The 25,373-nt window shown below is 55.3% G+C and carries 12 protein-coding genes; 2 read left to right on the top strand and 10 right to left on the bottom strand.

Going from position 1 to position 25,373, the window contains the following annotated elements:
• Nucleotides 1-69: 69 nt before the first annotated feature.
• Entirely contained in the window at nucleotides 70-12,546 is a 12,477-nt protein-coding gene (locus OSH01_RS11605) for a filamentous haemagglutinin family protein (protein ID WP_266124275.1), read from the bottom strand.
• A gap of 102 nt (nucleotides 12,547-12,648) precedes the next feature.
• Nucleotides 12,649-13,899 (bottom strand): substrate-binding domain-containing protein, encoded by a 1,251-nt coding sequence (locus OSH01_RS11600; protein ID WP_266124274.1) that lies wholly within the window; start codon nucleotides 13,897-13,899, stop codon nucleotides 12,649-12,651.
• Between the two features lie 860 nt (nucleotides 13,900-14,759).
• On the opposite strand from OSH01_RS11600, the gene OSH01_RS11595 reads away from it, so the two are divergent.
• A complete protein-coding gene (locus OSH01_RS11595) occupies nucleotides 14,760-15,050 on the top strand; it encodes a helix-turn-helix domain-containing protein (RefSeq protein WP_266124273.1) in 291 nt (96 codons plus the stop codon).
• A 6-nt stretch (nucleotides 15,051-15,056) separates the two neighbouring features.
• Here OSH01_RS11595 and OSH01_RS11590 read toward each other — a convergent pair whose 3' ends face one another.
• Nucleotides 15,057-15,884 carry a hypothetical protein gene (locus OSH01_RS11590; RefSeq protein ID WP_266124272.1) on the bottom strand — a complete coding sequence of 276 codons (828 nt, stop codon included), beginning with the start codon at nucleotides 15,882-15,884 and terminating at the stop codon, nucleotides 15,057-15,059.
• A gap of 644 nt (nucleotides 15,885-16,528) precedes the next feature.
• Here OSH01_RS11590 and OSH01_RS11585 point away from each other — a divergent pair.
• Entirely contained in the window at nucleotides 16,529-16,705 is a 177-nt protein-coding gene (locus OSH01_RS11585; RefSeq protein ID WP_266124271.1) for a hypothetical protein, read from the top strand.
• Between the two features lie 18 nt (nucleotides 16,706-16,723).
• Here the strand turns inward: OSH01_RS11585 and gspF are convergent, their stop codons facing one another.
• The 7 genes from gspF to gspG are packed head-to-tail and all read right to left on the bottom strand — an operon-like array spanning nucleotide 16,724 to nucleotide 25,182.
• On the bottom strand, nucleotides 16,724-17,926 hold the full coding sequence (gene gspF, locus OSH01_RS11580; protein ID WP_266124270.1) for a type II secretion system inner membrane protein GspF: 1,203 nt from the start codon (nucleotides 17,924-17,926) through the stop codon (nucleotides 16,724-16,726).
• 8 nt (nucleotides 17,927-17,934) lie between these two features.
• Entirely contained in the window at nucleotides 17,935-19,368 is a 1,434-nt protein-coding gene (gene gspE / locus OSH01_RS11575; RefSeq protein ID WP_266124269.1) for a type II secretion system ATPase GspE, read from the bottom strand.
• A 3-nt stretch (nucleotides 19,369-19,371) separates the two neighbouring features.
• Nucleotides 19,372-22,044, bottom strand: a complete 2,673-nt coding sequence (gspD, locus tag OSH01_RS11570; protein WP_266124268.1) for a type II secretion system secretin GspD — start codon at nucleotides 22,042-22,044, stop codon at nucleotides 19,372-19,374.
• The gene (gene gspM, locus OSH01_RS11565) at nucleotides 22,041-22,592 is read right to left on the bottom strand and encodes a type II secretion system protein GspM (protein ID WP_266124267.1); all 552 of its coding nucleotides are present in this window, start codon (nucleotides 22,590-22,592) and stop codon (nucleotides 22,041-22,043) included. Before gspM ends, gspD begins: the two co-directional genes overlap by 4 nt.
• Nucleotides 22,589-23,740 carry a type II secretion system protein GspL gene (gene gspL / locus OSH01_RS11560; RefSeq protein ID WP_266124266.1) on the bottom strand — a complete coding sequence of 384 codons (1,152 nt, stop codon included), beginning with the start codon at nucleotides 23,738-23,740 and terminating at the stop codon, nucleotides 22,589-22,591. Before gspL ends, gspM begins: the two co-directional genes overlap by 4 nt.
• Nucleotides 23,737-24,726 carry a type II secretion system minor pseudopilin GspK gene (gene gspK, locus OSH01_RS11555; RefSeq protein ID WP_266124265.1) on the bottom strand — a complete coding sequence of 330 codons (990 nt, stop codon included), beginning with the start codon at nucleotides 24,724-24,726 and terminating at the stop codon, nucleotides 23,737-23,739. The genes gspL and gspK overlap by 4 nt, the downstream gene beginning before the upstream one ends.
• A gap of 3 nt (nucleotides 24,727-24,729) precedes the next feature.
• Nucleotides 24,730-25,182: a type II secretion system major pseudopilin GspG gene (gspG, locus tag OSH01_RS11550; RefSeq protein WP_266124264.1), complete on the bottom strand. Its 453-nt coding sequence runs from the start codon at nucleotides 25,180-25,182 to the stop codon at nucleotides 24,730-24,732.
• Between the last annotated feature and the right edge of the window lie 191 nt (nucleotides 25,183-25,373).

Raw genomic sequence — 25,373 nt, 5'->3', positions numbered from 1 at the left:
ATTAGCGAATTTAAACAAAAAAACCTACGCCTTTTTGGGGCGTAGGTTTTTTTGGGGGTGGGGGTTGGGTTAGGTGCCGAAGCCTAGGACTTGGACTTGGATTTGGGAGGGTTGGGTGCTGCGGGCGGCGTCGCGGGTGCGGGCTAGGGTTTCTTGGGCGGCGGTGGCGGCGCTGGTGGCGGCACTGCTGGCGCTGGTGAGGGCGCCGACGTTGACGGTGACGGCGATGGGGATGCCTTTGGATTCGCCTTGGACTTGGATGTTTTCGGCGTTGACGACGTGGAGGGCGGCGAGGTTGACGTTGCCGGAGACGCGGATGCCGGCTTCGCCTGCGTCGATGGTGCCTAGGGGGGCGATGAGGTCCATGTCGCCGGGTGGGACTTCGGCGATGGGTGCCAGGGTGGCGATGCCGGCGCCGGTGCTGGGGACGTCGGGGTTGATGGTGACGTTACCGATGTCGTCGTAGACGCGGCGGGGTGGGGTGAAGATTTGGGTGGTTTTGGCGCCGCGGCCGGCGTTGATGTCACCTTGGGCGGACCAGGCCAGTATGTCGCCACCGAAGGTGGTCATGATGCGGCTTTGGCCTAGCAGAATGCTGCCTAGGGAGTACATTTGTATATTGCCCTGGCCGCGGGTGATGAGGCCGGCGGTGGCGGGGGGGATGGCGGAGCCTTCTATGCCGTAAATTTGTGCGCCACCGGGGGTGAGGATTTGTATATCGCCGCCTACATCGGTGTGCACGCCGGAAGCGCCGTACATGAGTACGTCGCCTTGGTAGTGAATGGGCTGGCCTTGTGCGTCGGTAGTGGGGAACAGAGCAGCGATGGCTTGGCGGCCACGTAAGTAGCTGCCGGCGCGGGGGCCATTGGCATCGTTATATTCACGGCCACCGGCGCGTAGCTCGGCGAAGTACAGGTCGCGGGCAAAAATGCGCTGTTGTTCGCGGCCTAGGGCGGCAAAGTAGGCGCGGGCTTGTTCTACGGTATCACCATCACCGTCCGCTTCAAAGCCGTAGCGCTGTTCTAGCCACGTAATGAGTTCATCGTGGTAGGTTTTTACCACTTTACCGGCTTGGTCGGCCAAGGGCGTGCCCACTATGGCGGCATTGGCTGGGTCTAGGTAGTGCTGTAGGAAGGCATCCCACTGCGCGCCAGGGCCCATGCCGGCTTGTACGGCGATAGAAGCACCGGGGCGGTGGTCGCCGGGCACGATGGGGCCTAGGCTATGCAGGCCTGTGTTAACTAAGTGGCTACGTCTTGGGAATTGACTAAGGTCTATGAGCTGCTGGGCCATTATAATATGTCTACCAGCACTAACTTCTAGCGTACCCGGGCCGGCTATTTGAAAATGGCTCAAGATGATATCTCTACCCGCTTCTACTATAGACACATCATTCGCGTGATGGTGTATGAATAGGTTGCCGGTGCGGAATGAGGGGCCATAGGTGTCTTTACCCACTACCGAACCTAGCGCATTGGGCATAGAAGTTCGATTGTCCGTGCCCATGACATTGCCCGAGCGCACAATATCGCGGCCGGCGCGCATCCAAACGGGGGCATGGCCTTCGTACCAGATTTGGTTGGCACGGGACCCGTGTGCTCCAAAGTCAATGACGCCGCCGCTTTCTAAGCCGATGATGTCCCCTTGTTGGGCATAGAAACGGCTGGGGCGGCTGTCTAGGTGGCTGCTTAGGGCAGCATTGGGTACGCCAAAGGTAAATAAGCTGGCTCGGAGGTACATGGCGTTTTCAGTCAAGTTATGGGCTTGCGCCTCATTCAGGAAGCCTGTGCGCGACATAAAAGCCGGTTTAAAGGGGCTGCTAATGGCGTTTAGGTTGCCAGATCGACTGATGCTTAAGCCGGCGGTGTAGATGGATTGTTGCGCGAGTAGGGTTAGCTCTCCTAAAGTGGAAGGAGCTAAAAGGATAGGAATGTAGTTTTGAGTTCTTTCAGAATGCTGTATAAAGATGCTGCCCGCTGTGGCGATGACTTTAAGTTGCGAAGGATAGGTTTGCCAACCATCGCTGGCGTTCAAGTCGTTAGTAAGGTAGCTTTGCGCTGCTGGCGCAGCGTGACCACCCACGCTAAATAGCTGTATGGCGGTGTTGGGCGTCCACAGAGAAAACCAGGATTCGCCGCCCGACCCATATGCTTGCCCTAGGTAGGAGTAGGGCAGGGTATAGGGTGTGGCAAGGCGGGTAGGGTCGGCCGTGCCTGTTAGCACTAGATCGCCACGCGTATGTAAGCGTGCAGGGCTATCGCCCAATACCAAGGTGATGCCGCCATTGGCAAAACCGCGCTGTTGGGCATAGGGGTCAAAGGCCCGCGTGTCACGTAGGTCAGTGCCTAGGCCAAGGGCACGGGTATAAAACTGTTTGATGCCGCCTAGGCTGTTGCTTAAGGTGTAGGTGTCGCCGCGTAGGTTGGTGACGGTGCCCAGTAGGTTGGGGTTTTGACTCTGAAGGCCGGAGTTAGAGCTGATACGGGCTCTTGCTGCCATGCTGGGGTTCCACCCGTGGGCAATGCGTAGCTGTAAATCACCGCCGCCAGTTTGTAGTAATGACCCGTCGGCTAATACGCGGCCTGTGCTGGCCACGGCCACATTTAAAGCTTGGCTGCGAGGCATATTTGTTTCGTTGCGCCCTAGACGTTCTAGGGTACCGGCCATGCCCTGTACATCGATATGTAGGTTTCCCCCGCCTAAGGTCCCTAGGCCAGTAAACCCTATGAGCTCCGGCGTAGAGATCACTCCACCATAATTGACTTGGTCTAGTCCGGAAATTATAGACGAATTAATACTATTGGGTGTGCCCGCGATGTAGGTGCCAAAGTTCAGCCACCAGGCTGTGGCAATAGGGTCTATACCGTTGGTATTACCGGAAGCTTGGCGCCAGAGCCAGTTGCTGACTAAGCTGCTGGACTTTAACTCTCTCAAGTCAGTATCTTGCGAAATGTTAAAATACCCTGACCAATTGTCTAGCGTGACGTTGCCACCAGAGTGAATCAGCACATTACCCCCATGCTCTGGGTACCAGGCGGTGTAGGTGGACGAGGGGCCGCCATTTACTAAGGCTTCATAGCCAGTTCCGAGAGCAGGGCTGGAACCATCGCTAGGCGCCATGGATTTACTGGTGTTTAAGTAGGTGCCATCGGCGGCTTTTGCTCTGCTCCGATTAAAATCGGCTTCTTGGTTTGCTGCTGCCGAGGCCGTGTGGGTGCCTGCGGTGTAAATGCCGTAAGGGGACTGTACCTGAATACTGCCTTGGCTGATGAGGTCTAGGTGCCCTGTACCAGTGCGTAAAACACTGAAAACGTGAGAAACGGGGACTTGCTTGATGATAGCGCCGATAATGGTTTGGTCAGGGGTGCCTGGGATAATGATGGACTCGCCCAAGGAGTCGCAGTATCCGCGATTGCAGTGGCGTTCAAATTCAGGTCCAGCAGGCGTTCCTGCCTTATAACCAAAGCGTTGTTCACCTAGCTCGTTCCAAACATAAAAATAACGGTCACAATAGCCACGGCTGCAATGACGTTCAAATTCAGGGCCAGCAAGTGTCCCTGCTTTATGGCCAAAGCGCTGTTCTCCCAGCGCATTCCAAAACCATGCGCCGCCGGGAATAATTTGATCGGGGACGCCAGGTATAAATAGCGACTCACGTTGATTAAATATCGTGTAATGACTATCACTTAATTGGATTTCTCCGTTCGCGGTTTGTTGCAAGGAGCGGTTGTCCACTGCCTGGGTATCGGCTCCCGCCACTACGCGCAGGTTCCACGACAGCGATTTCTCCGGCAGCATGGCGGCAATAGCCCAGTTTTGCCCCATGCGGCCGTTGGCAGTGGGGCGTAAGGGGGTGGAGAGGGCGTTATGGGGGAGTTTAACGTCTGTGAGGCTAGGGATGAGGGCGCCCAGGGGTAAGTTCACATCCTGAGCCAATGCTAAGGATTGCGGCAAGGGCACGCCGGCTGGCCAAGTAAAGGCATGGAAGCTGGCGCGGGCAGGCAGTTTAAAACCAGCCCCTAATTGGGTGTTAGCGGCTAAGGTAGTGGCTTCTTGCAGTATGCTGCCGGCAGCATGTAGTAGTTGGCCGTTTGCATCGTAAACCGGGCCGTTAAAGACATAGCCAGCGGCCAAGTCTAAGTTAGTGCTTAAGGTGGCGGTAACGGGTAGCTCTACGCCTGCGGCCAAGCTAGGCTGGATGGGAATGGCGTAGTTGAGGGTTTTGCCCGAGGCAAACTGCGTGCCCTTGCCCAATACCACGCCACTGCCGGGCACAATAATTTCGCCGCCGAAAGCGATGACTCCTGGGGTCAGCACCCAGCCGTTATCGTCGGGGGTTTCGGGTGGGGGCGCAAAGCCATCGTTAATACTGCCGTATATGGATAGGTTACCACCAGCGCGTATGGCCAAGGTACCCGGCTCGCCAGAGCCATACAGGGCGGTTTGTTGGCGGTGGGGGTTCAGGCTAGCGTAGCGGTGGCCGGATAAGTCTAGGTCGCCGCTTACTATTAAATCACCATCGGCGGTGGCGCTGACCAGATCAATAGCGGGGCGTAGGTGCAAGATATCGCCGTAGCTTTGTGTTAAACCGGCCAGTTTGTGCTGACGTAGGTGGGTATTGGCTAAGGCGGCGTTAATGAACTGGGCAGACTGCTGGTGTTTGGCGTTTAGGTAGTCTTGGGTGATGACTTGGTAGGCTTTACCGCTGGCCGCAGGGTCGGTGCCGTAGGGGGCATCGTCATAGATGGTGCGGCCATACACGGCCACCGCATGGGCGCCTTGTAGTTGTAGGCCGGGTTCTATGTGTATGGCTAGGTCCCCATGCTGGATGGCGGCTGCGGTGTGACTATGGCCTTGGGCGTCGAGGCGGGGGGCGTACAGGTGCACTTCTCCTAAGCGGGGGGCAGCAACGATAGCCGCTAGGCGGGCATCGTCGGTGCCATAGCGCAGGTCCAGTTGGGCGCCAGCTTCTGTATGCAGTTGGCCTAGGCCCGAGTTCAGTTCGATGATGGCGCGGTTGGGCGCATAAATTAACTGGCCGTAGCTGTCGATACGGGCCAGGGTGCCGTGGGCATCCAGTAGGGCTTGGCTGCCTAGGTGTAGGCCGTTCTGGGCGGCTAGGCGTATGCTGCCCACTTGGGCGCCGCTGGCATCGATTTTGCCTTGTACGTTTAGGTGGCCAGCGTCTAGGGACAGGTCAATTTCGTGGGCGCGTAGTTCATCGCCCACGCGCAAGTCGCCTTGTAGTAGCTGGAAGCGGCGCAGGCCAAACACCTCGCCGGTATTCAGGCGCTGGTTAAGGGCTGCAAAGTTGCTGTTCAGGTCACCATGGCCCAAGGTTTGGGCTTGAATAATCAGCCCGCCACTCAGGTAGGGCACGACAGTGCCACCCGCATTGTAGGTGCCGCTGGCTTGGCCCAGGATTTGGCCTTGTAATAAGACCCGGCCGTGGTCTGGGTGGCTGGCCAGAGCGCTTAAACGCCCGGCTTGGTTGTTGATGGCCGATAGGTTGATGATGGAGGCTGGTGCCTGAGTAATGTTACCGCCCAGGCTTTCTAGGTAGACATCGCCACCCCAACTGTATTGAGTGGCGGCGGCATCGTCAAAGTAGGTGACGGTGCGGCCCGCCATGTCGATGTGGGCGTGGGCGCCTAGGTCTAGATGGTGCTGGGCTTTCAAGCTTAATTTACCACTGGGCAGTAGCACGGCGGTGTTTAGGTGTAGGCTGCCACCGGTTTGTAGGCCGAGTTCTGCCCCCAAGGCGTTGAGGGCATCGTATCCTAGTGATGCGCCGTAGGGGTTGTGTACGTTGATATCGCCACCCGTTACTATGCTGCTGCTAGAGCCGGCGCTGCCGGTGAGCAAGGGGGTGTGAATGCGTAGGTGGCCGCCGCTGTACTGGTAGCCGTTGACGGTGTCGTAATCGAGCCCACGGCGGTGGTAGAAAGATAGCTTGCCTTCATTGTTGGCACTAAAGGCGGTGCTGGCGTTCAAGTGGGCCTGCTTGAAACCCAGGAGTAAGCGTGCCGCTAGTGTGTCGCCGTCGGGTTGGCTCCACGGGCCAAAGCCTAAGGTAATGCGCTGGGCATCAATGTGAAAGGTGCCATCGCCTGTGCCAGCACCACCATACACCACATCGCCTGCGGCTTGGCTGCTGCCGTTCCAGATTAGATGGCCGGTATGGATGGCGGCGGTGTCGGTCTCTGTACCATAGCCATAGATGGCGGGAGTGGTCAGCAGCAGGTTGTCCATGGTGGACTGGCCCTGACTATTAAGGGTAGACAGGGTGACGTTACCCAAGAAGTTCATGCTGCTGCCAGCGATAAGCTCAAGGGTTTCCATAGCGGGTGCGCCCCAGTCTGTATCGCCTTGGAGTAGGCGCTGGAAGTCCCGTTCGGTTAAGCGCAGGCCAGGGGGCAGTACGCCAGCCGAGGCGGCCTGCTGTAAGGCGGTTTGTGAGCCGATGTGGAAGGCATCTGAACCTAGGCTTAAATGGCGCGTGCCGTAGCGCACGTGGTCTGTTAAGGTGAAGTTATTATTCGTCAGGAAAGCCAAAGAGCCTTCGGAGTATAAGCGGGTTAGACCTTGGCAAGTATGGCTAGGACAGGAGCCCAAAGCAATAGGTGCGGAAGGGCTATTATCACTTCCGCGTACAGGCGGGAGCCAACGCATCAGGCTATTAGATAAGGCAACAATAGCAGCGTTGTCTACCGCTTGATAAATGTAGCCGTCGTTAGCGCTGAAAGCCGCTTCCCCGCGATATAGGGTATTTAAGGCCGCTCCTTGTTCAATAATAATGCCTTCAGCACTAAAGCTGTGGCTGGCGAGTAAAATCTCTGGGGCGCTAAGACTTGCGTCAGAGCGAATGGTAATGCCCTGAGCCGCACTTGACCCAAGAATTTGAGCAATGTTTGGTGAAAAATCGTAGTCAACGTAGACTCTGGTTCCCAAGCTTAAGCGATTGATGTCTAGCTGACTGAGTTCAGAGGCTAAGAGGGCGGTGGCATGATCTGCTGAGGGTGTGGTGCCGTCAGCGAGCACTTCAATGTTGCCGGAAGTGGTAATAGCCACGTTGCTGCCATACCCTCGTTTTTCTGGTTTGCCTAGTATCTTGCCACGCAAAGATAGGCTTAACGTGCCTAGTTCACGATTTCTTTCTCGTAGGGCTATATGTAACAGCTTTCCATCTGCTTCTATTTGAGCACGAGGGACACCACGGCGGACGGCATCCATGTGCGCAAAATCCGCGTAGCTGGTTTCGTTGTAGGAGGCATACCGGCGTAGGGTATCGGCGGGGGTAAGGGTGATGCGATGGGCCAGGCTTTGTTCAATTCCTGTATGGGCTTGCGATAAGGTGCCGCTGGCTGCCCAGGAGCCATTAGGCATGGCGGTGGGTGCGGTGCCAGGTAGGGGATGGTTTAGGTGTAGTTCTACCCGGAATGCGCCGGGTAATAGGGCGTAGCTGGCGGGCAGTAAGGTGTAGGTACCTGCAGGCAAGCCGGGTAGGTGATGGCCTAGGGTGATTTGCTGGCCAGCAGTGGGGCTAGAGCCTTGTTCGGCTTGTGGGGCGGTAGCGTTTGGATGGCTTGGTACTATGGCGTAAATGGCCCGGTCTTGCTGGCTGGGCAGGGTGAAGCTATTGCCTTGGTATTGCATTAAGGGGTGGTAGCGGGCGTCGGTAGAGCCGCCACGGCCGGACACAAAGCCTGCGCCTGTTAAGGTGCCGCCCCCGGATAGGTCAATGATGGCCTTGTCGGCTACCTCGATATATTGTCCGCGCAAACCGACATGACCGACCTCTGGGCTACCGGCACCGTAGAGACTGATGGGTTGAGCCATATAGGTCCATGCGATATTGTCTACCGTGCCGCCATATGGCATGGTTAAGCCAGCCGCGCTAACAGAAGTGATGCTGCCAGCCGCTAAGGTTAGGCTTTGCGTAAAATCTGAATAAGCGTTAGAGCCTATAATTATTTGGCCCAGCGGAGCGCGTAACACACCTTGTTGAATGATGTGTGGTGCTTCTAAAGTAAGGGTCCCAAACACCGAGTAAGGAAGGTGGGGTAGCGCTCCTTCAGCTCGTTCAATGAGTAAGGTATGGGGAGGGTTTTGTGATGCTTTCCAGCCTGCTTGCAATAAGGTAGATGCTCCGGTAGCAGGATAAATTTGAGCCGCGTGTAAAGTTAAATTGGCCGGCGCATATACTGCGCTTAAGTGGCCCTTACGACTTGCTTTCACTAATCGTATATCACCTTTACTCTGCAAGAGTACGTGCTCGAAACCGCGTCGGTCTACAATTTGATTGACATGGGATGTGACGTCAGTGCGACCACCGATACTTAGCTGGTTTTGTATATCAAGTAGGGCTGTCGCGACGATTTGCAATTGTCCTTGCGGTGCTTGTTGCGAAGGCGTTAGGCCTGAAAGAGTGGGGTGTAAAGGGGGAGGATTCCCTTCTGCTCCTGTGGCACTTCCCGGAGCTGCCAGTTTGACATAAGGTGCTTTGAGTGACACTAAACCATGTGGATCGGTATGTTCCGCCCAGGCAATGGCTCTGGCATATAGATTTAGTGATTCTGCGGCTGTTAACAATAGCCCGTTTTCTAGGCTAAGTAACCCGTCACTGTATAAGCTGAGGTTGGTGATGCCGCTCTGTTCTAATTGTTGGGTAGCAAGACGCGCATGACCATAGCGTAATGCTTGTTGCGTACTGGATTCGAATTCTGTGGTTATTAAGAACTCGCGGGCCTCACGTACGATAGTGTTAGAGTGACTGGCGTAGATTGGAGTGTCGAGAGCTAGGGTTAAATGCCCGCCCGCAGCACCAAGGCCGCCAGAATGGGCAATAAACTGTCCGTCAAGATATAGGCCAGCACTGGACGAGAGGCTAATGCTTCCACCGTTGCTTGCGTGGTTGATAGTGTTTTGTTGAGGTACATCTATTTGGGTCCTGCTGCCTGATGCATCGAGTGTGGCGCCTTTATGCACAAGAATGAACATTGAGTCGGCATCTATGGGTTCACCATTAACAGCGTTAATATGACCTATAGTGCCATTTTGATGGTTGAACTGTCCCCCTATTTGTATAGTTCCGCCAGCCGGGGCTAGGCCATAGGCTTTACCGTAAGGGTCGACGGCGCTAGACGCACGCCCGGCCACATCTAGGTAAGCGCTAGGGGCTAGGGTGACGGTGCGAAATAGGTTGCCGGTGCCTTGGCCTTGCCACAGGTTGCCGATTTCTATTTTACCGCCCCAGGCGTTCAGGCGGCCCGCGATATGGATATCCCCCACGCTGTAGAGCTGAATCGTTTGGCCAGGGTCTACAGAGAGTGTGGCTTGTTCCCCTATGGACAGGGTTACGTCATGATCGGGGGCTGCGTAGGTAGAACCCACGGTTAAGGTTAGGTTGGCGCCGGCGCGTTGGGTGATGCTGCGTTTGGTATGGTCGGCGAGGTAGAGTTGAGGTAGGTAGGGCTGTAAGGCTTGTGAACTGTGGTGCTCGGAGCCCATATCTGCTGCCGTGGCAGTAGGCTGTAGTACGGGGCGCAGGATGTGTAGTTCTTGTTCTAGGCTCATGCCCTGTAGGCTGGCGATATGGTAGTGGGCAAAACCGGCAGCAAAAAAGCCTGCATCAAACAGGCCGGTACCGAGTTCGATAGCGCTGTTTTGGTGCCAGTGTAGGGTGCCGGCTTGTTGGAAGCCGTGGCCCTGTAGCTGACCTTGCAGGTGTATATCGGCCCCGGCCTTGTTGCCAAAACCGGCTTCTAGCTGTAGGTTGCCGCCACGGCCCCCTTGTACACGGCCTAGTTGATTGAGTGTAGCACCGGCAGAGACGTTAATCAGGCTGTTTTCGTTTAGGATGATATCGCCCGTGCTGCGTAAAGAGACGCTGCCGCCATGAATGTAGGGCGATGGGGTAGCGTTGCCTTGCGTCAGGTTATTCCATAGGCCTTGGGTAGTAAGGGTGACGCCTGGCGCTACTAGCACTTGGGCGGTGCGACCAGCTAGGGGATTCAGCCAAAAGTCGCGGTAACCGTTACCATCAATTTGATGTAATACGTTGCCTACTTCCACCTTGCCGCTGGGTACCGTTATGTTGGCGCCAAGATGAATATCGGGGCTGTAGAATTGTAGGTAGGCGCCGTCGGCTAGTTTAAGGTCGCTGTGCAGCGCAAGTGTGTCGTGGGTGGCGATGCGCAGGGCGCTGAGTTGGTCGCTATTTAGGGCATCGGTATTTACGTAAATCGTATTCTGACGTTCTAGTGGGAGGGCGGTATCTAGCTCCCACTCACTGGCTATGGCTTCCCCTAGGCTGTCTAGTATGACGGACTGAGCACGAGGGTTGAACTGATGGTCTAGGCGCTGTTCCTTACTGATATAAAAAGGGATGTATTGGCCAATAATTAATTGAGCGCTACGGGCTAGGGCGTGATGGGGGAGGCCATAGCCATCGGCGTCTGTGGGGGCAGCGGTGTGCTGGCGGGGGCTGTTGTAAACTGCGCTGATCAGCTCGCCTTCTAGCACGGCATTAGGGGTATCAATAATTAAACGGCCTGCATCGCGGCCCACCAAGTAGCCGTGTTCAAAGCGTTGCTGTGGGGCCAATAAGGGGCTGGCAAAGCTGCGTTTGCCACCCCAGCGGGCACTTTCTTGTACGTAGCCGGTAAACACGCCGGGTTGGTATAGGCGATCACCCGGGGCGGTATCGGCGCGGTACAGCCTACCATCGTCGCCGCGTAGCCAGCTTTGTTTTAGGTGGCCGCTTTGTACGGCTAGGGTGCCGCCAGATAGGTTAATTTGCGAGCCTTGCTGGGTGACGACATCGCCGCCGCTAAACAGTACGGTGCCGCCTTGGGCTAACCATTCAGCGGTGCTGTGTGTGGTGTTGCTGAGATAGCCGCCTACCTCCAGCAAGCCGCCTTGGCTGTACCAGCGATCCCCCTCGTAGCCGTTGGTGCCATCGGGTACGTGGACTAAAAAGCGCCGATCGAGCCAAATGGTTTGATTGTTGAGGTTTTTACTGTCGCGGTTGTTGGGGGAGTCGCGCTGTTCATTGCCCTGCACGTTAACTTCTAGGTTGTTCACCGCCATGGCGAGCGGCACATCTAAAGCCCCCGACACGTCCAACCTAGCACCCTTTCGCACTAGGCTGCGGTGTGCAGCGTTGAAGGTAATTTGCCCCCCGGTCGCCAGAGTGAGGGATTCCGTGGCAAGGTCTAGGGTGCCTGCGCTGGTGATACGAATGAGGGATAGGTCGCCACGAAAGCGGTCGTTCAAACCTAACCAGTTGGCAGCGATGGCGCTGTCGCGCTGGCTGTCTAGGGCTTGGCCACCGGGTTCTACTTCAATGGCGGTGACGCTGTGGCTGGCGAGCAGGATATTGGCGTCGGCTTCTGTGGCCGTAAGATGCACGGTGCCGCGCTGGTTTTGCGTGGTGGTGCTGGATAATACGCCGGCTTGGCTAATGCTGTTGGCGCTAAGGCTAATATCGCCGGCCCGTGCCTGTATTAAACCTGTGTTTTCTATATGGCCTAGGCCGCTAGGTAGGACTTCGTTGCCGCGTACGGTGGATTGCTGGTTGGCATCGGTGGCTTGGCCTTTACGGATGATGAAGCTGTCGCCAGCGGCTAAGGCCACTTGGCCTTGTTGGGCAGTCAGTGTGCCGTCTTGTTGTATGTCTTTCGCCAGCACTAATACATAGCCACCACCGGTCGTGGAATTTTCTGGTTTGTGGGTGTGAATTTGGGCGCCGGCTTGTATTTCAATTTTACCTATAGCTTGCTTGAAAGCGGGGGTTTTACTGTCGGGGCTGTAGAGGCCGTGATTCAGGAATTGGTCGTCGGTGATGGTGGCGGCGGCCGCTACTAAGTTACGCACGTTAACCTGACTGGTGCCACTGAACACGATGCCGTTTTGGTTGACCACCATGACGGTGCCGTCGCCTTTGATTCTTCCTTGTATTTGACTAGGGGCGACTTGATCACCGACGACGCGGTTTAGCACCGCATCGGTATTTTTTTGTTGGAACTCGACCGTCGTATTACGGCCCACATCAAAGCGGTTCCAGTTTAGGATAGCTTTAGATTCGGTTTGTTTAATGCCTACGTGATGTTGACCGTTTTGCTGGGTGTGTACAGGGGCTTCAGCGCCTAACCATTGTGCTTTATCACCTACCGCCACTTCTAGCCCACCCTGTGCTAAGCCTTCGGCTACGTTGCTGGCTTGTTGCTGTGCCGCTAAGCGGGCAGCGTTTTGGGCGGCTTGTTGGGCGGCGATAGCGCTGGCGGTACGGTTTAAGTTGTCCAGCGAATGCGATAGTTGCGCGCGGGCGGCAGCTTGTTGTTGCTGCATGTTAGCCACCTGCTGGGCGGCACGGATAGCATGGTTATTGTTGGCGTTTTGGTGTTGCTGGGCGGCATTGCTCTGGGTAAACCAGGCGCCGCGTAGTTGGGCCTGACTGTGCTGCGCCACACTGCTTAATAGTACAAGTGCTAAGGCTTGGGCGATGGGGTGTAAACGGTAGCGAGAGTGGGATTTTGATGTCATGTTGGCAGCGGTCAGGAAAAAAGAAAACACAGCGGCAGGCTACAAGAGGAAGCCCCTTGTAGCCTGCGGGTGGAACACTATGACATGGTGTGAATCAGTGGATTAGCGACCTGCGTGGCCCGCGCAAACGCTGGCGTTGCCGATGGCTAAGGTACTACTGCTTGGCTTTGCAAACGTCTCGTGTACAGCATTTTGCCAGTTAGTGGGTAGTGGCACTAAGTTGTTGGCGATGATTTTTGCGTCGTTAGCACTGGCTGCTGCTGTTGCGGAATAGTTCTTGTTGAGGAAATCGAGGATGCCTCCCTCAACATCAAAGTCGGCATAACACTGACTCAACAGTAGGTTGGTAACGCCTGTGATGGGGTAGCCTGCTGCGGGCAATGCTAACGCTGTTTCGGTTGGTTGGGCTCCGATCCCCCAATGAATTGGGTCCACTGGATTTAGACTAGAAAGAGGAGTTCCTGGTGGGTGTATCGCGTTAACAGCATTTTGCACATTGTTGATAGTGGGCAATACATAGTCGTTAGGAGCACTCAGGTTTTTGTTTTGAATACTAGCCACCTTGGCTGGATTACCAAACTCCACCACTTCGGGGCTAACGTAAGCAATAGAATAGTTGTTGGCATTTAGCTGAGTAATAACATCAGCTGTGCCATTGGCGGCAATGTATTTGCTAGTATTAGAAACGTTTACCACGCTAGAGAACGTGCTGCTAACGCCTGATAGATTTGGGTTAGAAGGGTTCACCGCTTTCAAGTGACGTAGAAAAATTTCTGTCGTACCGCTACCGTCGGCTCTATATACTACTTTAATAGGTACCGCAGGCCCACCGGTTATAACTTGATCCCATGTTGTTATGGCAGGGTCAGTAAAAATTTTATTTAACTGTTCGCCAGTTAGTTTTAATGAGGAGAAGCCTTTGAATGGGACAGTTACCGATGTTAAAGCGACTGGTATTTGTACCAAGGGTCCAAAAGCTGCCTTACCCGCTGTAGTGTGAGCATTATAATTAGTTAACTCAGTGGAAGTAACTAAGGAGTCGCTTCCAGCATAATGAACACGTACTTTAGGGTTGTATACGGGAACATTATCGCCAGCAGCATTTTTTACGGTAAAGAAGTCTGAGTTATCACCGAAGAAAGCCTTTTTACCGTTACCGCTACCCACACCAATGTATTTGTCGAAACCAGTGATGCTGGTGATGATGCCGGATTTAAAAGGGGCAGCCTTACCGTTGTACAGATTCTCTGGCAAGGTTGCCCCACCGCCTACGATTTGTGCCGAAGCTGCACCTGCAGCTAATAAGCTTGCAGCAACGGCGGCTACTAAGGTTTTAAGACTTAAGGTATTCATGGTCGATCTCCAGAAGCAATTAGAAAAAATTTAACGAACTTCATTACGGATGATTTACATGAAACGCAGAACTTGCTGCGCTTCGTTCCCTGTCTTAGGGAGCGTATCGCTGTGTTGCGATGGTTCCCATTGTGCGAGGCAAACATTACAGTTTGAAGAAAATAAATCCCCGATTTGAGGGTAAAAAACGTTTAGTTTTCAAGGGTTTATTGTTTTTGTGAAAACAGGAGAATCCCCCTGATTTGCTCTTTTTTTAGGGTGTTTTTTGGGTTTTTGACGGGTCTTTTTCGGTCAAATTCGGGAACATTTGTCGTTTCTCTGTCATAAAGCTGTCAGAAAGGAAAAGGCGCTTTTTAGGCCATGTTCGGGAGAACGGGTGAATTTGGGCCAAAAAAGCCCCAAAACAGCCGTTTTTAGGCCTTATTTAAGTTGTAAGCATTTATTTCTTTGGGTGCCAGTTTTTTTGTTGCTTTAGCCTATATAAGGTATGGCTGGTAAGGGTTTTAGCCTGATGTTGTTTGTTTTTTTGTGGAATTATATAGTTGCAATTTATTTGATCTTTTTTTCTTGTTTTCTGTGAATTGACCACGTTTTTTGTATTGACGGGCTGAAGTGCAGCTGTTTTTTGTTGATTTACGCTTGTATCTATGACGCTTTAGGGCAATGTAAGCGTGCTATTGGGTAGGTTAATTGTGTGCGGGTACATCAATCCGTAAAAAACCTAAATTAGTATGGTGATGTGCGGGCCGTGGTTGCGGTTGCTTGTGCGCACGCAGCAGGTGTTTCTTATTAGGCTTAGCCATGCGTGGACGTAAACCTTTATGGCGGCGTGTGCGGCATACAACTAGGAGTGTCTGGTGATGAGTAAGGCAACGGAATCTTTATACGACGGTGGGTTGACCGAGGCTAACAGCAAGGTATTGGTGGATGAGTTCGAGGCGCATTGCCCGCCTACCTTAAAGGGCTTTAGTGCCGCCGATGTGACGGCGTTGCGGGAGTCGTTACATTGTAGCCAAGCGATGTTTGCACACTATTTACATACGAGTGCGGTCACGGTGCGTAAGTGGGAGCAAGGTGAAACCCGCCCTACGGGGCCAGCGTTAAAGCTGTTGAATTTGCTGGCCGATAAGGGTTTGCAAGCTATTGTGTAGTACAGGCTAGGCGGCCATTAACGATGGGTTAATAAGCAGGGTTTCAAGGGTGTAGCTGATATGCGCTATGGGCTGGATGAAGGTGTAGTCTAGCAATTGGTTGACCCGCTGGGTGTGCTGCCGGATTTCTGCTTGTACTTTATTGGCGTCTAGGCTTTGAATGTGTGCTACCAGACGGTTGTTGCCAGGGCCACGGTAGACCCAGCCGCGATACATGATTTGTAGTGGCAAGCGAGGCGAGTGTAGCGAGGCCGTGATGGCGTTGCTGGCTGCGGGTAGGATTTTATCGTTTACGGCACAGGCGGTTTCATGATGCTGCACTTCGGCGTTGGCTTGGCGAAGCATGGATTTTAAGGTGGTGATGTGCTGGGCGAGGGTGACTGAGTTGATGAGCGCGCGAGGTTTCATTTGCACCGAGGCGGCCAGGCGCAAGTGCAGGTATTTAATGATTAAGAATATATATTGGTACGCAAAGCCGTTTGCTTTTTCGACTTCTTGTTTTAAGGCGGCGTAGGCTTTGTTTAGGGTGGTATCGGCCAGCTTGAGTAGATCAAGGGGCGGGTGGTGGGGGTAGTGGTCGTAGTCTTGCAGGTGTTTATCGGCCTGATATAAATAACGGATGATGTGATCGGTAGGGTGTGGGTGGACGCATATATCGCTGTCGCGCACCAGGGCTTGGGTGGCCTGTTGCAAGTCTGCTTGTAGTGCCAAAGGGCTGAGCAAGGGCATGGCGATAGAGCGTGCGTTTTCTAGTGTGAGTGGTTTTGCTATAGAAAGTGCCATGATGTGCGCAAAGTTCATGGCTATGCGTGAAAGGGTGGTAGCTTCAGGCATCAGGTGCTCCATATTTTATTACTTTTTATAGTAGGTAGACGGTGCCACGAGGGGTGTACCCTATATAGGGTATGGCTAAATTAATACTTCTGAGGTAACGGCTAGTGTTATAGGGCGCGGGGAATAGCGTATGGCGGGGTGCTGCCACCCCTAAATAGCGTATCAGCGCAGGCCGAAAACAACCTTTTTAACAAAATGGTGTTACAGCAGTTTTACTGTTTTAAAAATAAGACAGGGGGTTTAACTACTTTGTATCAGATTACTACTTAGATTGTTATAGGTATTAAGCCTATTTATTTAATTTGATAATTATAGTATTGCGTTAATTTTTTAAAGCTTCAAGTAATATCTTTGAGTGGGAATTAGATTTTTCGCATACAGTATATAGGGTGTTCAGGGGCGAAATAGAGGCGTTAACTTAGAGGAAAACTTTCATCCGATAAAGCTTAACTTTATAGTTAAATAAAAAATAAAATATTTTACTGGGTATGAAGGTAAGGTTGCAGCGGCGCTGCGTTTGGTATTGCTACGGGTTTTATTTGTTGGATAATTTTTAACGCTATTACCGCGGCAGACATACTGCCGTAAACTGGCGGGGCTACCCTGTTAGTGCTCAATATCGTTAAGGCTTAGGAGAGTAGGCAATGACAAACCCTTTAGAGAAGCAAGCGTCAAACGAGGACCCCAAACCCGAAGATAAAGCATCGGGATTAGGGGAGTTTTTTAGCCTGGAGTCAGTCACGGCTATTCCCAAAGATTATCTGCGCGCGTGCGAGCAGCCTTCGGTGGAAGCTGACCCGCTTGAGGAGCAAAGCAAGTAGGGGGCAATGTGGTGGGCCTTATTGCACCATTTGGTTAATTTCCATAATGGGCATTAGCACTGCTAGCACAATAAGCATCACCACGCCCCCCATGGCTAAAATCATCAAGGGTTCCAGTAAGGCGCTTAGCCTAGTGGCGCGACGTTCAAGGTCGCGCGATAGGTTTTGGGCGGCGCGATCTAGCATGGCGGCCAAGGTGCCGGTGTGTTCACCACTGGCCACTAGGTGAATTAAATTAGGCGGAAAGATTTTCTGTTCGCGTAGGGCCAAGGCTAAGGGTGCGCCTTCACGGGTGCGGGCCGAGGCTTGTTGCAAGCTGTTTTTTAAGCGTAAATTTCCTAGGGTGTCGTGGGCAGCTGCTAAGGCGCGCAGCAAGGGCACGCCTGCATCCATCAGTATGGCCAGGGTGGAGGCAAAGCGGGCGGTGTTTAGCCCTAGCAGGTAGTTGCCTACTAGCGGCAGGGTTAAACAAAGGCTGTGCCAGCGCAAGCGCCGGGCAGGGTTTTTTAACGCAAGGCGTGCCAGCACGACGAAGACCACGATGGCCACAGCGCAGAGCCAGCCCCAATCGCGAATAAAATCGCTGCAGTAAATCATGAATTGGGTGATGGCGGGTAGCTCTTGGCGGGTTTGGGTAAAGGCGCTAATGACCTGCGGGACGACGTAGCTGAGTAGAAAAATAACAATGGCTAGGGCGACTACCGCGACCACTACGGGGTAAATAAAGGCCGTGATGAGTTGGTTTTTTAAGTTGTCGCGGTTTTCCAGGTAGTCGGCTAGGCGTTCCATGACGCGGGCTAAGTCGCCGGCATCTTCGCCAGCGCTAATCAGGGCGCGATAAATATCGGGAAAGTCGCGTGGCCGCTGGGCCATGGCGTCGGCCAGGCGCATGCCGCTACGCACGTCTTCGCGCACGGCGTTAATGGCCTGCGTCATGTTTTTTTTCTGGGTTTGTTCTAGGCTGGCGCTTAAGGCGGCCTCTAGGGGCAGGCGGGCACTGAGTAAGCTGGCCAGTTCGCGGGTGAGCCAACAGAGGTCGTTGGCGCTGATGCCTGAGTTGAGCCAGCTTGAACTGGGCTGGTCGTTCATACGTTGCAGGGCCAATGGGCTTAAGCCGCGCTCGTGTAATTGGAGTCGGGCCGCTTGCAGGGAGTTGGCGGTGACGGTGCCGTTAAGCAGGGTGCCATCGGCTTGGGCGGCTTGGTATTGATAACGGGGCATGGTGGCGTTTAGTTCTCGTCGCGCGTCACGCGCAGGACTTCTTCGTGGGTGCTGATGCCGGCTTCTACCCAGCGCTGGGCGTCTTCTCGCATGCTACGCATGCCTTGGCGGCGGGCGGCGGCGCGGATGTCTTGTTCGCTGGCACCGGCATGAATAAGATGGCGAATGTCATCGTTAATGATGAGAAGCTCGTGTATGCCTGTGCGGCCTTTATAGCCGGATTGATTACAGTGTGCGCAACCTTTGGCTTGCCATTGCTGGCCTTGGTCGGGCGTGGTGACGGGGGTTTTGCAGTGGGGGCACAGGCAGCGTATGAGGCGTTGAGCCATGACGCCCAGTAAGGAGGACGAGAGTAGGAAGGGTTCTACGCCCATATCGGTTAGGCGGGTGATGGCGGACACGGCATCGTTGGTGTGCAGCGAGGCTAGCACTCCGTGGCCGGTGAGGGAAGACTGCACGGCGATTTGTGCGGTTTCTAGGTCGCGAATCTCGCCAATCATGATGTTGTCAGGGTCTTGACGTAGGGCGGCTCGGAGGGCGGCGGCAAAGCTCATGCCGATTTTGGCGTGCACGGGAATTTGGTTAATGCCGGGAATGTCGTATTCGACCGGGTCTTCGACGCTAAGAATGTTACTGACGCTTTTATCGAGCTGGCCCAAGGCGGCATACAGGGTGGTGGTTTTGCCGCTACCGGTGGGCCCGGTGACTAACACGATGCCGTGGGGCTGGCGGATGAGTTGGCTAAGTTGGTGCAAGGTGTGTGGGGCCAGGCCTAGTTTGTCCAGTTGCAAGCGGCCAGCGTCTTTTTCGAGTAAGCGCAGGACGGCACGTTCGCCGTGCATGGTGGGGACGGTGGAGACGCGTACATCGATGGGGCGGCCCGCCACTTTGAGGGTGATACGGCCATCTTGGGGGATGCGTTTTTCGGCGATGTCCAGTTGGGACATGATTTTGATACGCGAGATGAGCGCGGCGTGCAAGGCTTTGCGGGGGGCGACGATGTCATGCAGGGTGCCGTCGGTACGGAAGCGCACGACAGAATGGGTTTCAAAGGCTTCGAAGTGCACATCGCTGGCGCCGTCGCGGGCGGCTTGGGCCAGTAAGGCGTTGATCATGCGTATGACGGGGGCGCCGTCTTGGGTGTCGAGCAGGTCGGTGACGGCGGGGATGTCTTGCAGTAAGCGTTCTAGGTCTAGGTCGGATTCGGCCTCACCCACGACATCGGCCGCGCTGCCGGCCTCGGCATAGTGTTGGTTCAGGGTACTTTCTAGCTGGCTGTCACTTGTTAGCTGCCAGCGTTGCAGGCCAGTGAGCTGTAAGGCTTCAATCAGCGCCCACGAGGGGGCGGCGGGGCTGTGGAGCAGTTGTTCGGGCCGGGCTGGGTCTATCATGATGCGGTGGCTGCGGGCCCAGGCGTGGGGTAGGGGGGTGGCGTTAGGCATGGGCTAGATTCCGGGTTGTATGAGTAGTTCGGGGCGATATCCTAATTCTTGCAGGACGCCTATGCTGTTATCGAGGGCGGTTGCGTCACGGGGTAAGTCGACCCGCAGGGCGTAGCCGATGCCGCCGGGCGCGCTGACGATGTAGGCCGGTAAACCACTGATACGAACGCGTTGAACTATGCGGCGTGCCTGGCTTTCGTCGCTTACATCGGCAAATTGCACGATGTGTTTTTCTTGTTGGGCGGCGGCGTATAGGTTGGTGCTGTCACTGGCTAAGGCGACGTTGCTAGGCAGGTTAGAGCGATATGTGGGCTGGGGTTCGGCCTGCGCGGCGGGCACTTCGTGGAGGCTGGTTTGATGGGTGGTGTCGGGGCCAGGTTGGGTTTGGGTTTGGGCCCACTGGGCATCGCGCAGGTCGTGCTTGGGACGTTGCGTGGATGCGGGCAAGCGGGGCGGTAGTATGGGAGCGTCCATGTCGGGCAGTAATGGGTGGTTGCCTGGCTGGGCCTGGCTTTGTGCGGCACGCATGAAGTTATAGCGGTCTTGGGTGATGCCGCGGCTGGCTTGGGCGTCGCGAATGACAAAGGGGCGCAGGAACACCATTAAGTTGGTTTTTAGGCGTTTGCGTCGTTCATAGCGAAAGAGGTTGCCTAAAATAGGGATGTCGCCTAACAAGGGTACCGATTCGTTGAGGCTTTGTACGCTGTCTTCAAGCAGGCCGCCAAGCACCATGATTTGGCCATCGTCAAGAAGTACGCTGGTGTCCAGAGCGCGTTTGTTGGTAACGATGCCGGCTAAGCTTGAGTTTTTCTCGTCGATGCTGCTGACTTCTTGGTAGATGTCTAGTTTGACCGTGCCGCCTTCGGAAATTTGTGGGCGAATTTGCAGGCGTAAGCCGATGTCTTCGCGTTCTACGGTTTGGAAGGGGTTGTCTGAGCCGCCACTGCCGGAGGTAATGTACTGGCCACTGACAAAGGGGACGGTTTTGCCGACCATGATAGAGGCGCTTTCATTGTCGAGGGTAAGAATATTGGGGGTGGACAATATGTTGACGCCGCCGGTGGATTGTAGGGCGCGAGCCAGCAGTTCCAGATTCATGATGGCGCCTATGCCGGGCACGTTGAGGGTGCCTTTGATTACGCCTAGGTTGAGCCCTTCGGGGAGTAAGTCGATGCTGTTGCTTGCTTTGGTGTTAAAGCCGGCCCCGTTGAAATTCGTGCCGCCAATAAAGTTGCCCCCTTGGCGCATCCATTGAATGCCCAGTTCGGCGGCATTTTCTTCGACAACTTCAACGATCAGGCTTTCAACCAAGACTTGGGCGCGGCGTTGATCGAGCAGGTCAATAACCCGCCGCAGGCTGCGGTAAATGGGCTCGGGAGCCGCGATAATTAGGGTGTTGGTGCTGGAGTCGGCCTGTACGGTGACGCCGTTGGCAGAGAAAGAGTTGGCGCCAGAGTCGTTGTTTTGGCCCTGAAAGCGGGGGCTGCCCTGGTTTTGGCTTAGGCTGCCTGAGCTTTTATTGCTACCGGGGGGAGTGGCGCTGCCAGTAGGGGTGCCGCTGCCCGCGCTTAAGCCGCCTGCCCCTAGGGTGGCGCGGGCGGCGTCGCCGCTGCCTAGGGCCACTTCGCCGCTGTCGCCCGTAAGTAAACCGCGTAGCACTTGGGCCAAATAGCTGGCTTGCGCATTGCGTAGGTAGACCACGTGTAGGTTGGCGGGGTCGTCTTGGGCGTTATCGAGTTTGATGACCAGTTCGCGCGCCAGTTTAGTGCGGGCGGGGCTGCTAGAGCGTATGAGCACGTTGTTGGAGCGCGGGTCTGCGGTAAGGAGTATGTCGCGCTGGGCTTCGCGGCCGCTGCTTTGTTGTAGTAGCTCGTTGGCTAATGAGGCAATGTCGACCGCCACGCCATTGTAGACTTTGACCACTTCGGTATCGAGGGAGGTGGGGGTGTCGATGCTTTCAATGATGCGGGCTAAGCGATCGAGGTTGTCGGCGTAGTCGGTGATGACCAGAGTGTTGTTGGCGGGGTAGGCCGCGATGCTGTTCTCGGTGGCGATCATGGGTTTGAGCACGGCCAGTAAGGACTCGGCACTTTCATAGGCGAGGCGGAAGGTACGGGTGGTGATGCCGGCGCCGGGTTGGGCTTGGTCTACACCGCCGCCGTGCAGCTTGGCGTCGGCCACGGGTACGACGCGGCTGACGTCGCCTACGTCGACAATGGCAAAGCCTTGCATGCGTAAGGCGCTGTTAAGCAGTTGGCTGGCGGTGTCAGGGCTGACGGGGCCATCGGAGACCAGAGTGATTTGGCCGCTGACGCGCGGGTCGATAAGAAATTGGCGTTGCTGGTAGCGGGACACGGCCCGCACCACGGCCTCAATGTCTTGATTCTGGAAATTGAGTTCGACGGTTTCTTGAGCGTTGGCCGTGGGGGCGCTACGACTGTGGCGCGTGGGGGCGGGCGGGGTGGCGGGGCGGATGACTTTTTGTGGGGTGGCCGGGGCCGCGACGGGGGCCGTGGTGGCCCCCGGTGGCGCTTCGGGGGAGCTAGGCAGGTAACGCTGAGAGCGAAATAAAGGGTCGGTGTCGGAAGGGGCGGCACAACTGCTTAGGAGGGCGACCACTAGCAAGCCCATAGGGCTGCGGCGGCAAGGAGAGAGGAGTGGACGTAGACGCTTCATTTCCCAATGGTTTCCTTAAGGGTTAAGGTGACACGTACGGTAGGCGTACCCTCATCGTCGCTGCGTTGCAGGAGAACTTCTTGGGTGTGCCAGCCAAGGCTGCTGGGCGCCTGATTGAGCCAAGCGAGCAAGGGGTCGGGGTTGGGGGTAGGGGTAAATTCCAGAGTGAGTAAGGGCGAGGTATAGCTGATTTGGTAAGGGGGAAGCCCAGGGTGTAGCTGTAGCGATTCAGTGATGGCGGCGGGCGGGCTACTGTTGGCAAGGGGGGCGCCAGGGGCTTGTTTGAGTAAGCGTTGTAGCTCTTGCGCTTGCGATTGCAGGCGGGGCAGTTCTGCCTGCCAGTAACGTATGTTTTTTAACGCTGGTGCGAGCACGAACAGGTAGGCACTGGCCATTAGCACGATAAGGAGTAAGCCTTGCAATTGGGTTTGTTCGCGCGAGCTAAGGCTACGCCACGCGGTTGTGGCGCGGGTGTAGGTTCGGCGCACCGGGGTGCGAAGCCGCTGTAGGGCGTTTACCCACGACGCAGGCAGACGATAGGGTTTCATGGCTGGCCCTCGCTAGCGGGTAGGGAGGGGGCTGCGCGTATGGTCAGTTCGGTGTTGTCGTCGTGCAGTTGCAGGCCTTGTTCTTGTGCTTGCTGTTGCAGTGTTTGTAGATAGCTTTGCTTTAACCCAGCGGCAGGCCGTAAACGTAGGCGTAAGGTGCCATTTTTATAGTGCAGGCTTTGTATTTGCGCCTGCAAGGGATCGAGCAAGGGCGCCACGCTTTGTATGAGTTGCGGGTAGTTGGCGGGAGGAGGCGTGAGCGCGGAAGGTGCGGCAGCTTGCATTTGCCGTACTTGTTGCAGGGGGTTGAGCACGACGCTTAGCTGTGGGTAAGCCGCTTGTACGGCTTGGCTCATTTGGCGTTTCAGTGTTTGCCCTGACTGGCTCAGTTGCTGGGCATAGAGGTGTACGCTGCTTAACCAAATGGCGCTAATGATGGTGCCCCACAGTAATAAGGCAGGGTAGTAGGTATAGGCTTTGTGTTGGGCTTTATGCAGGGGGAAATGCCATGACCATGCTTTTCCAGTCCACGTATCGTATTGGCGGCGGGGCAACCACTGGAAGGGGGTAAGTTGTGGATAGTGGGTTTCGATGTGTGCGCGGATTTCTGCCTGGGTGGCGCTGGGGAGCGGTGGCACGATAACGCCATTATGTTCTTGGGGGCGCAGCACTGACCAAGTGTCTATATCACCCATGGGGGTTTGGGTCATGTCATCGGGTAAAAAGGCGCAGACTGGATAAAAGAGCAAGGATTTGAACCGATACTGAGCCAGCAGTTGGGCCCAGTGTTGGAGCGTGCTGAGCGGCGTCCAGCTAAGGGTGACGTGGGGCCCGACAGGGGGGCTATGGGTGATACTGAGTGTTTGGGTATCTTGGAGGCTGAGCAGGGCGACTTGTTCGCGCACGGCGGCCGTGAGCTTCGCAGCGGGCAAGGGCGGCAGGGTGAGCTGGGTGATGGCGAAGTCTTGGGGGTGCAGGCCTAGTTGTAGGCGCTTAGGCGCGTAGTGCTGCGCCAGCGATTCCCAACTGCTGTCGCCGGGCACCGGATGCCAGCGCTGTGCGTGGTAGTAGAGCGCCAAGTAGGGCCGTTGGGCGTGCTGCACCGATGGGAGCAGTATGCGCAGGATATCAACTTTTTGCTTTTTCATACTCCCTCTCGGAGCCACATAAGCTGGGTGCGTTGTTGACGGATATCGTGATGGATCAGTGCCTGAATTTGGCTGATGCCTTGGGCGCTCTGCACTAGGGCTTGCACATGAAACCAACTGCTGGTGATGCCAAGCAGAACTTCGTGGGAGGGCAATTGGGGCATGTTCAGGCGCTGGATAATGTCGCCATGATTGATAAACCACGTGCCTTGATCGCGGCTTTTTAGCAGGGCTTTGGCTTGCTCTAGGCTAAGCCCGGGCACCCAGGCAGCAATCACCACAGGCGAGGCGGTATTGGCGTTGATCCAGGTGCGTTCGGGCAAAACAGTGACGTAGGGCTGCAAGCGTGCCAGTGTGGCGGCTTGTACGCCAGGCACGGCGGTTAAGTCGTGCAAAACCCGTAAGCGGGGAGCGCGGTGGTGTGGTGCTTTGGCTTGCACGGGGTGTGACGGGCTAGAGACGACGGAGTGCGTGCCGGTTTGTTTATGGGGTGGGGCGGTGTCAGGCGCTTGATCGTCGATGAGGCTGCTGATGACGCGCTGGCTAATGAGTTCCGCTTGCGCGGGGGGGACGCCTAGTAAGGCGCACAGGCGTAAAAAGGCGCTGACTTCTTTGGGCTGAATTTGGCCGCGCTCGACGAGGTTAGTGAGGTTGTATTTGGACTGCTCATCGGTGATAAGGGTATAAAGGCGTGCCGGTATGCCGTTGTCTAGGGTGATGGGACGTGATTGGCCGGACGAGGACCAGTCGCCACCCAGGCGCACTACGGGCTGGCGGTGCGAGATGTGACGTAGCCTTGCTTGCACATGGTTAATTTCGCCGCGCAGTAACCAGTAGTTGCGCAGGCGGTATTGTTCATTTTGAACACTGTGCAGGACGGTGTTTTGGCGTGTCATGAGGGCGGTGGCCAGGCCGGCAATCAGCGCCACAATGAGCAGTACGCTAATGACTGCCATGCCTGGAGCGGGCGACTGTGATGGGTGCACGGCTTATAGCTGCCAAGAGCCTATGTCAGCATTGCTGCCTTCGCCACCGGGTTCGCCGTCGGCGCCGAGTGAAAAGACATCGATTTCACCGTTGGTGCCTGGGTTCAGGTAGTGGTAGGGCTTGCCCCAGGGGTCGTTGGGCAGGCGATCTAAGTAAGAGCGCCAGTTATTGGGTATGGGGTTGGTGGTGGGTTTTTCGACCAGGGCGCGTAGGCCTTGGCTGCCACTGGGGTACTGACCATTATCTAGGCGATAAAGCTTTAAGGCTTGCATGATTGCGCCAACGTCGTTGCGTGCTGCGGTGGCACGCGCCTGATCTGGTCTATCCATTAGGTTAGGGACAATCAGGGCGGCGAGTACCCCCATGATGACCAATACCACCATAATTTCAATTAAGGAGAAGCCGTGTTGACGACGGCTACGATAGGTGGTGGAAGCGTGAGCTAAACCTTGCATAAAGCACCCCAGTAAGAAGAGATTAGGACTGTATAAATAATCTCAAATTCGCATGTCAGGAACATGGATGGGGGTCGGGGAAACAGGCACAAAAAACCCTTAAAAAACAGTTTTTTTTGGCTTTTTTGGGCTCATATTGGGGATTTTGGGTCACAAACAAGAAATATTTGAAAAACAGGGTGTATTTGCCC

The sequence above is a fragment of the Alcaligenes endophyticus genome, assembly GCF_026344035.1.
GTDB classification, from domain to species: Bacteria; Pseudomonadota; Gammaproteobacteria; order Burkholderiales; family Burkholderiaceae_B; genus Alcaligenes; species Alcaligenes endophyticus.
The sequence above is the reverse complement of the archived record's forward strand: the minus strand, read 5'-3'. Positions and strand labels throughout refer to the sequence as shown.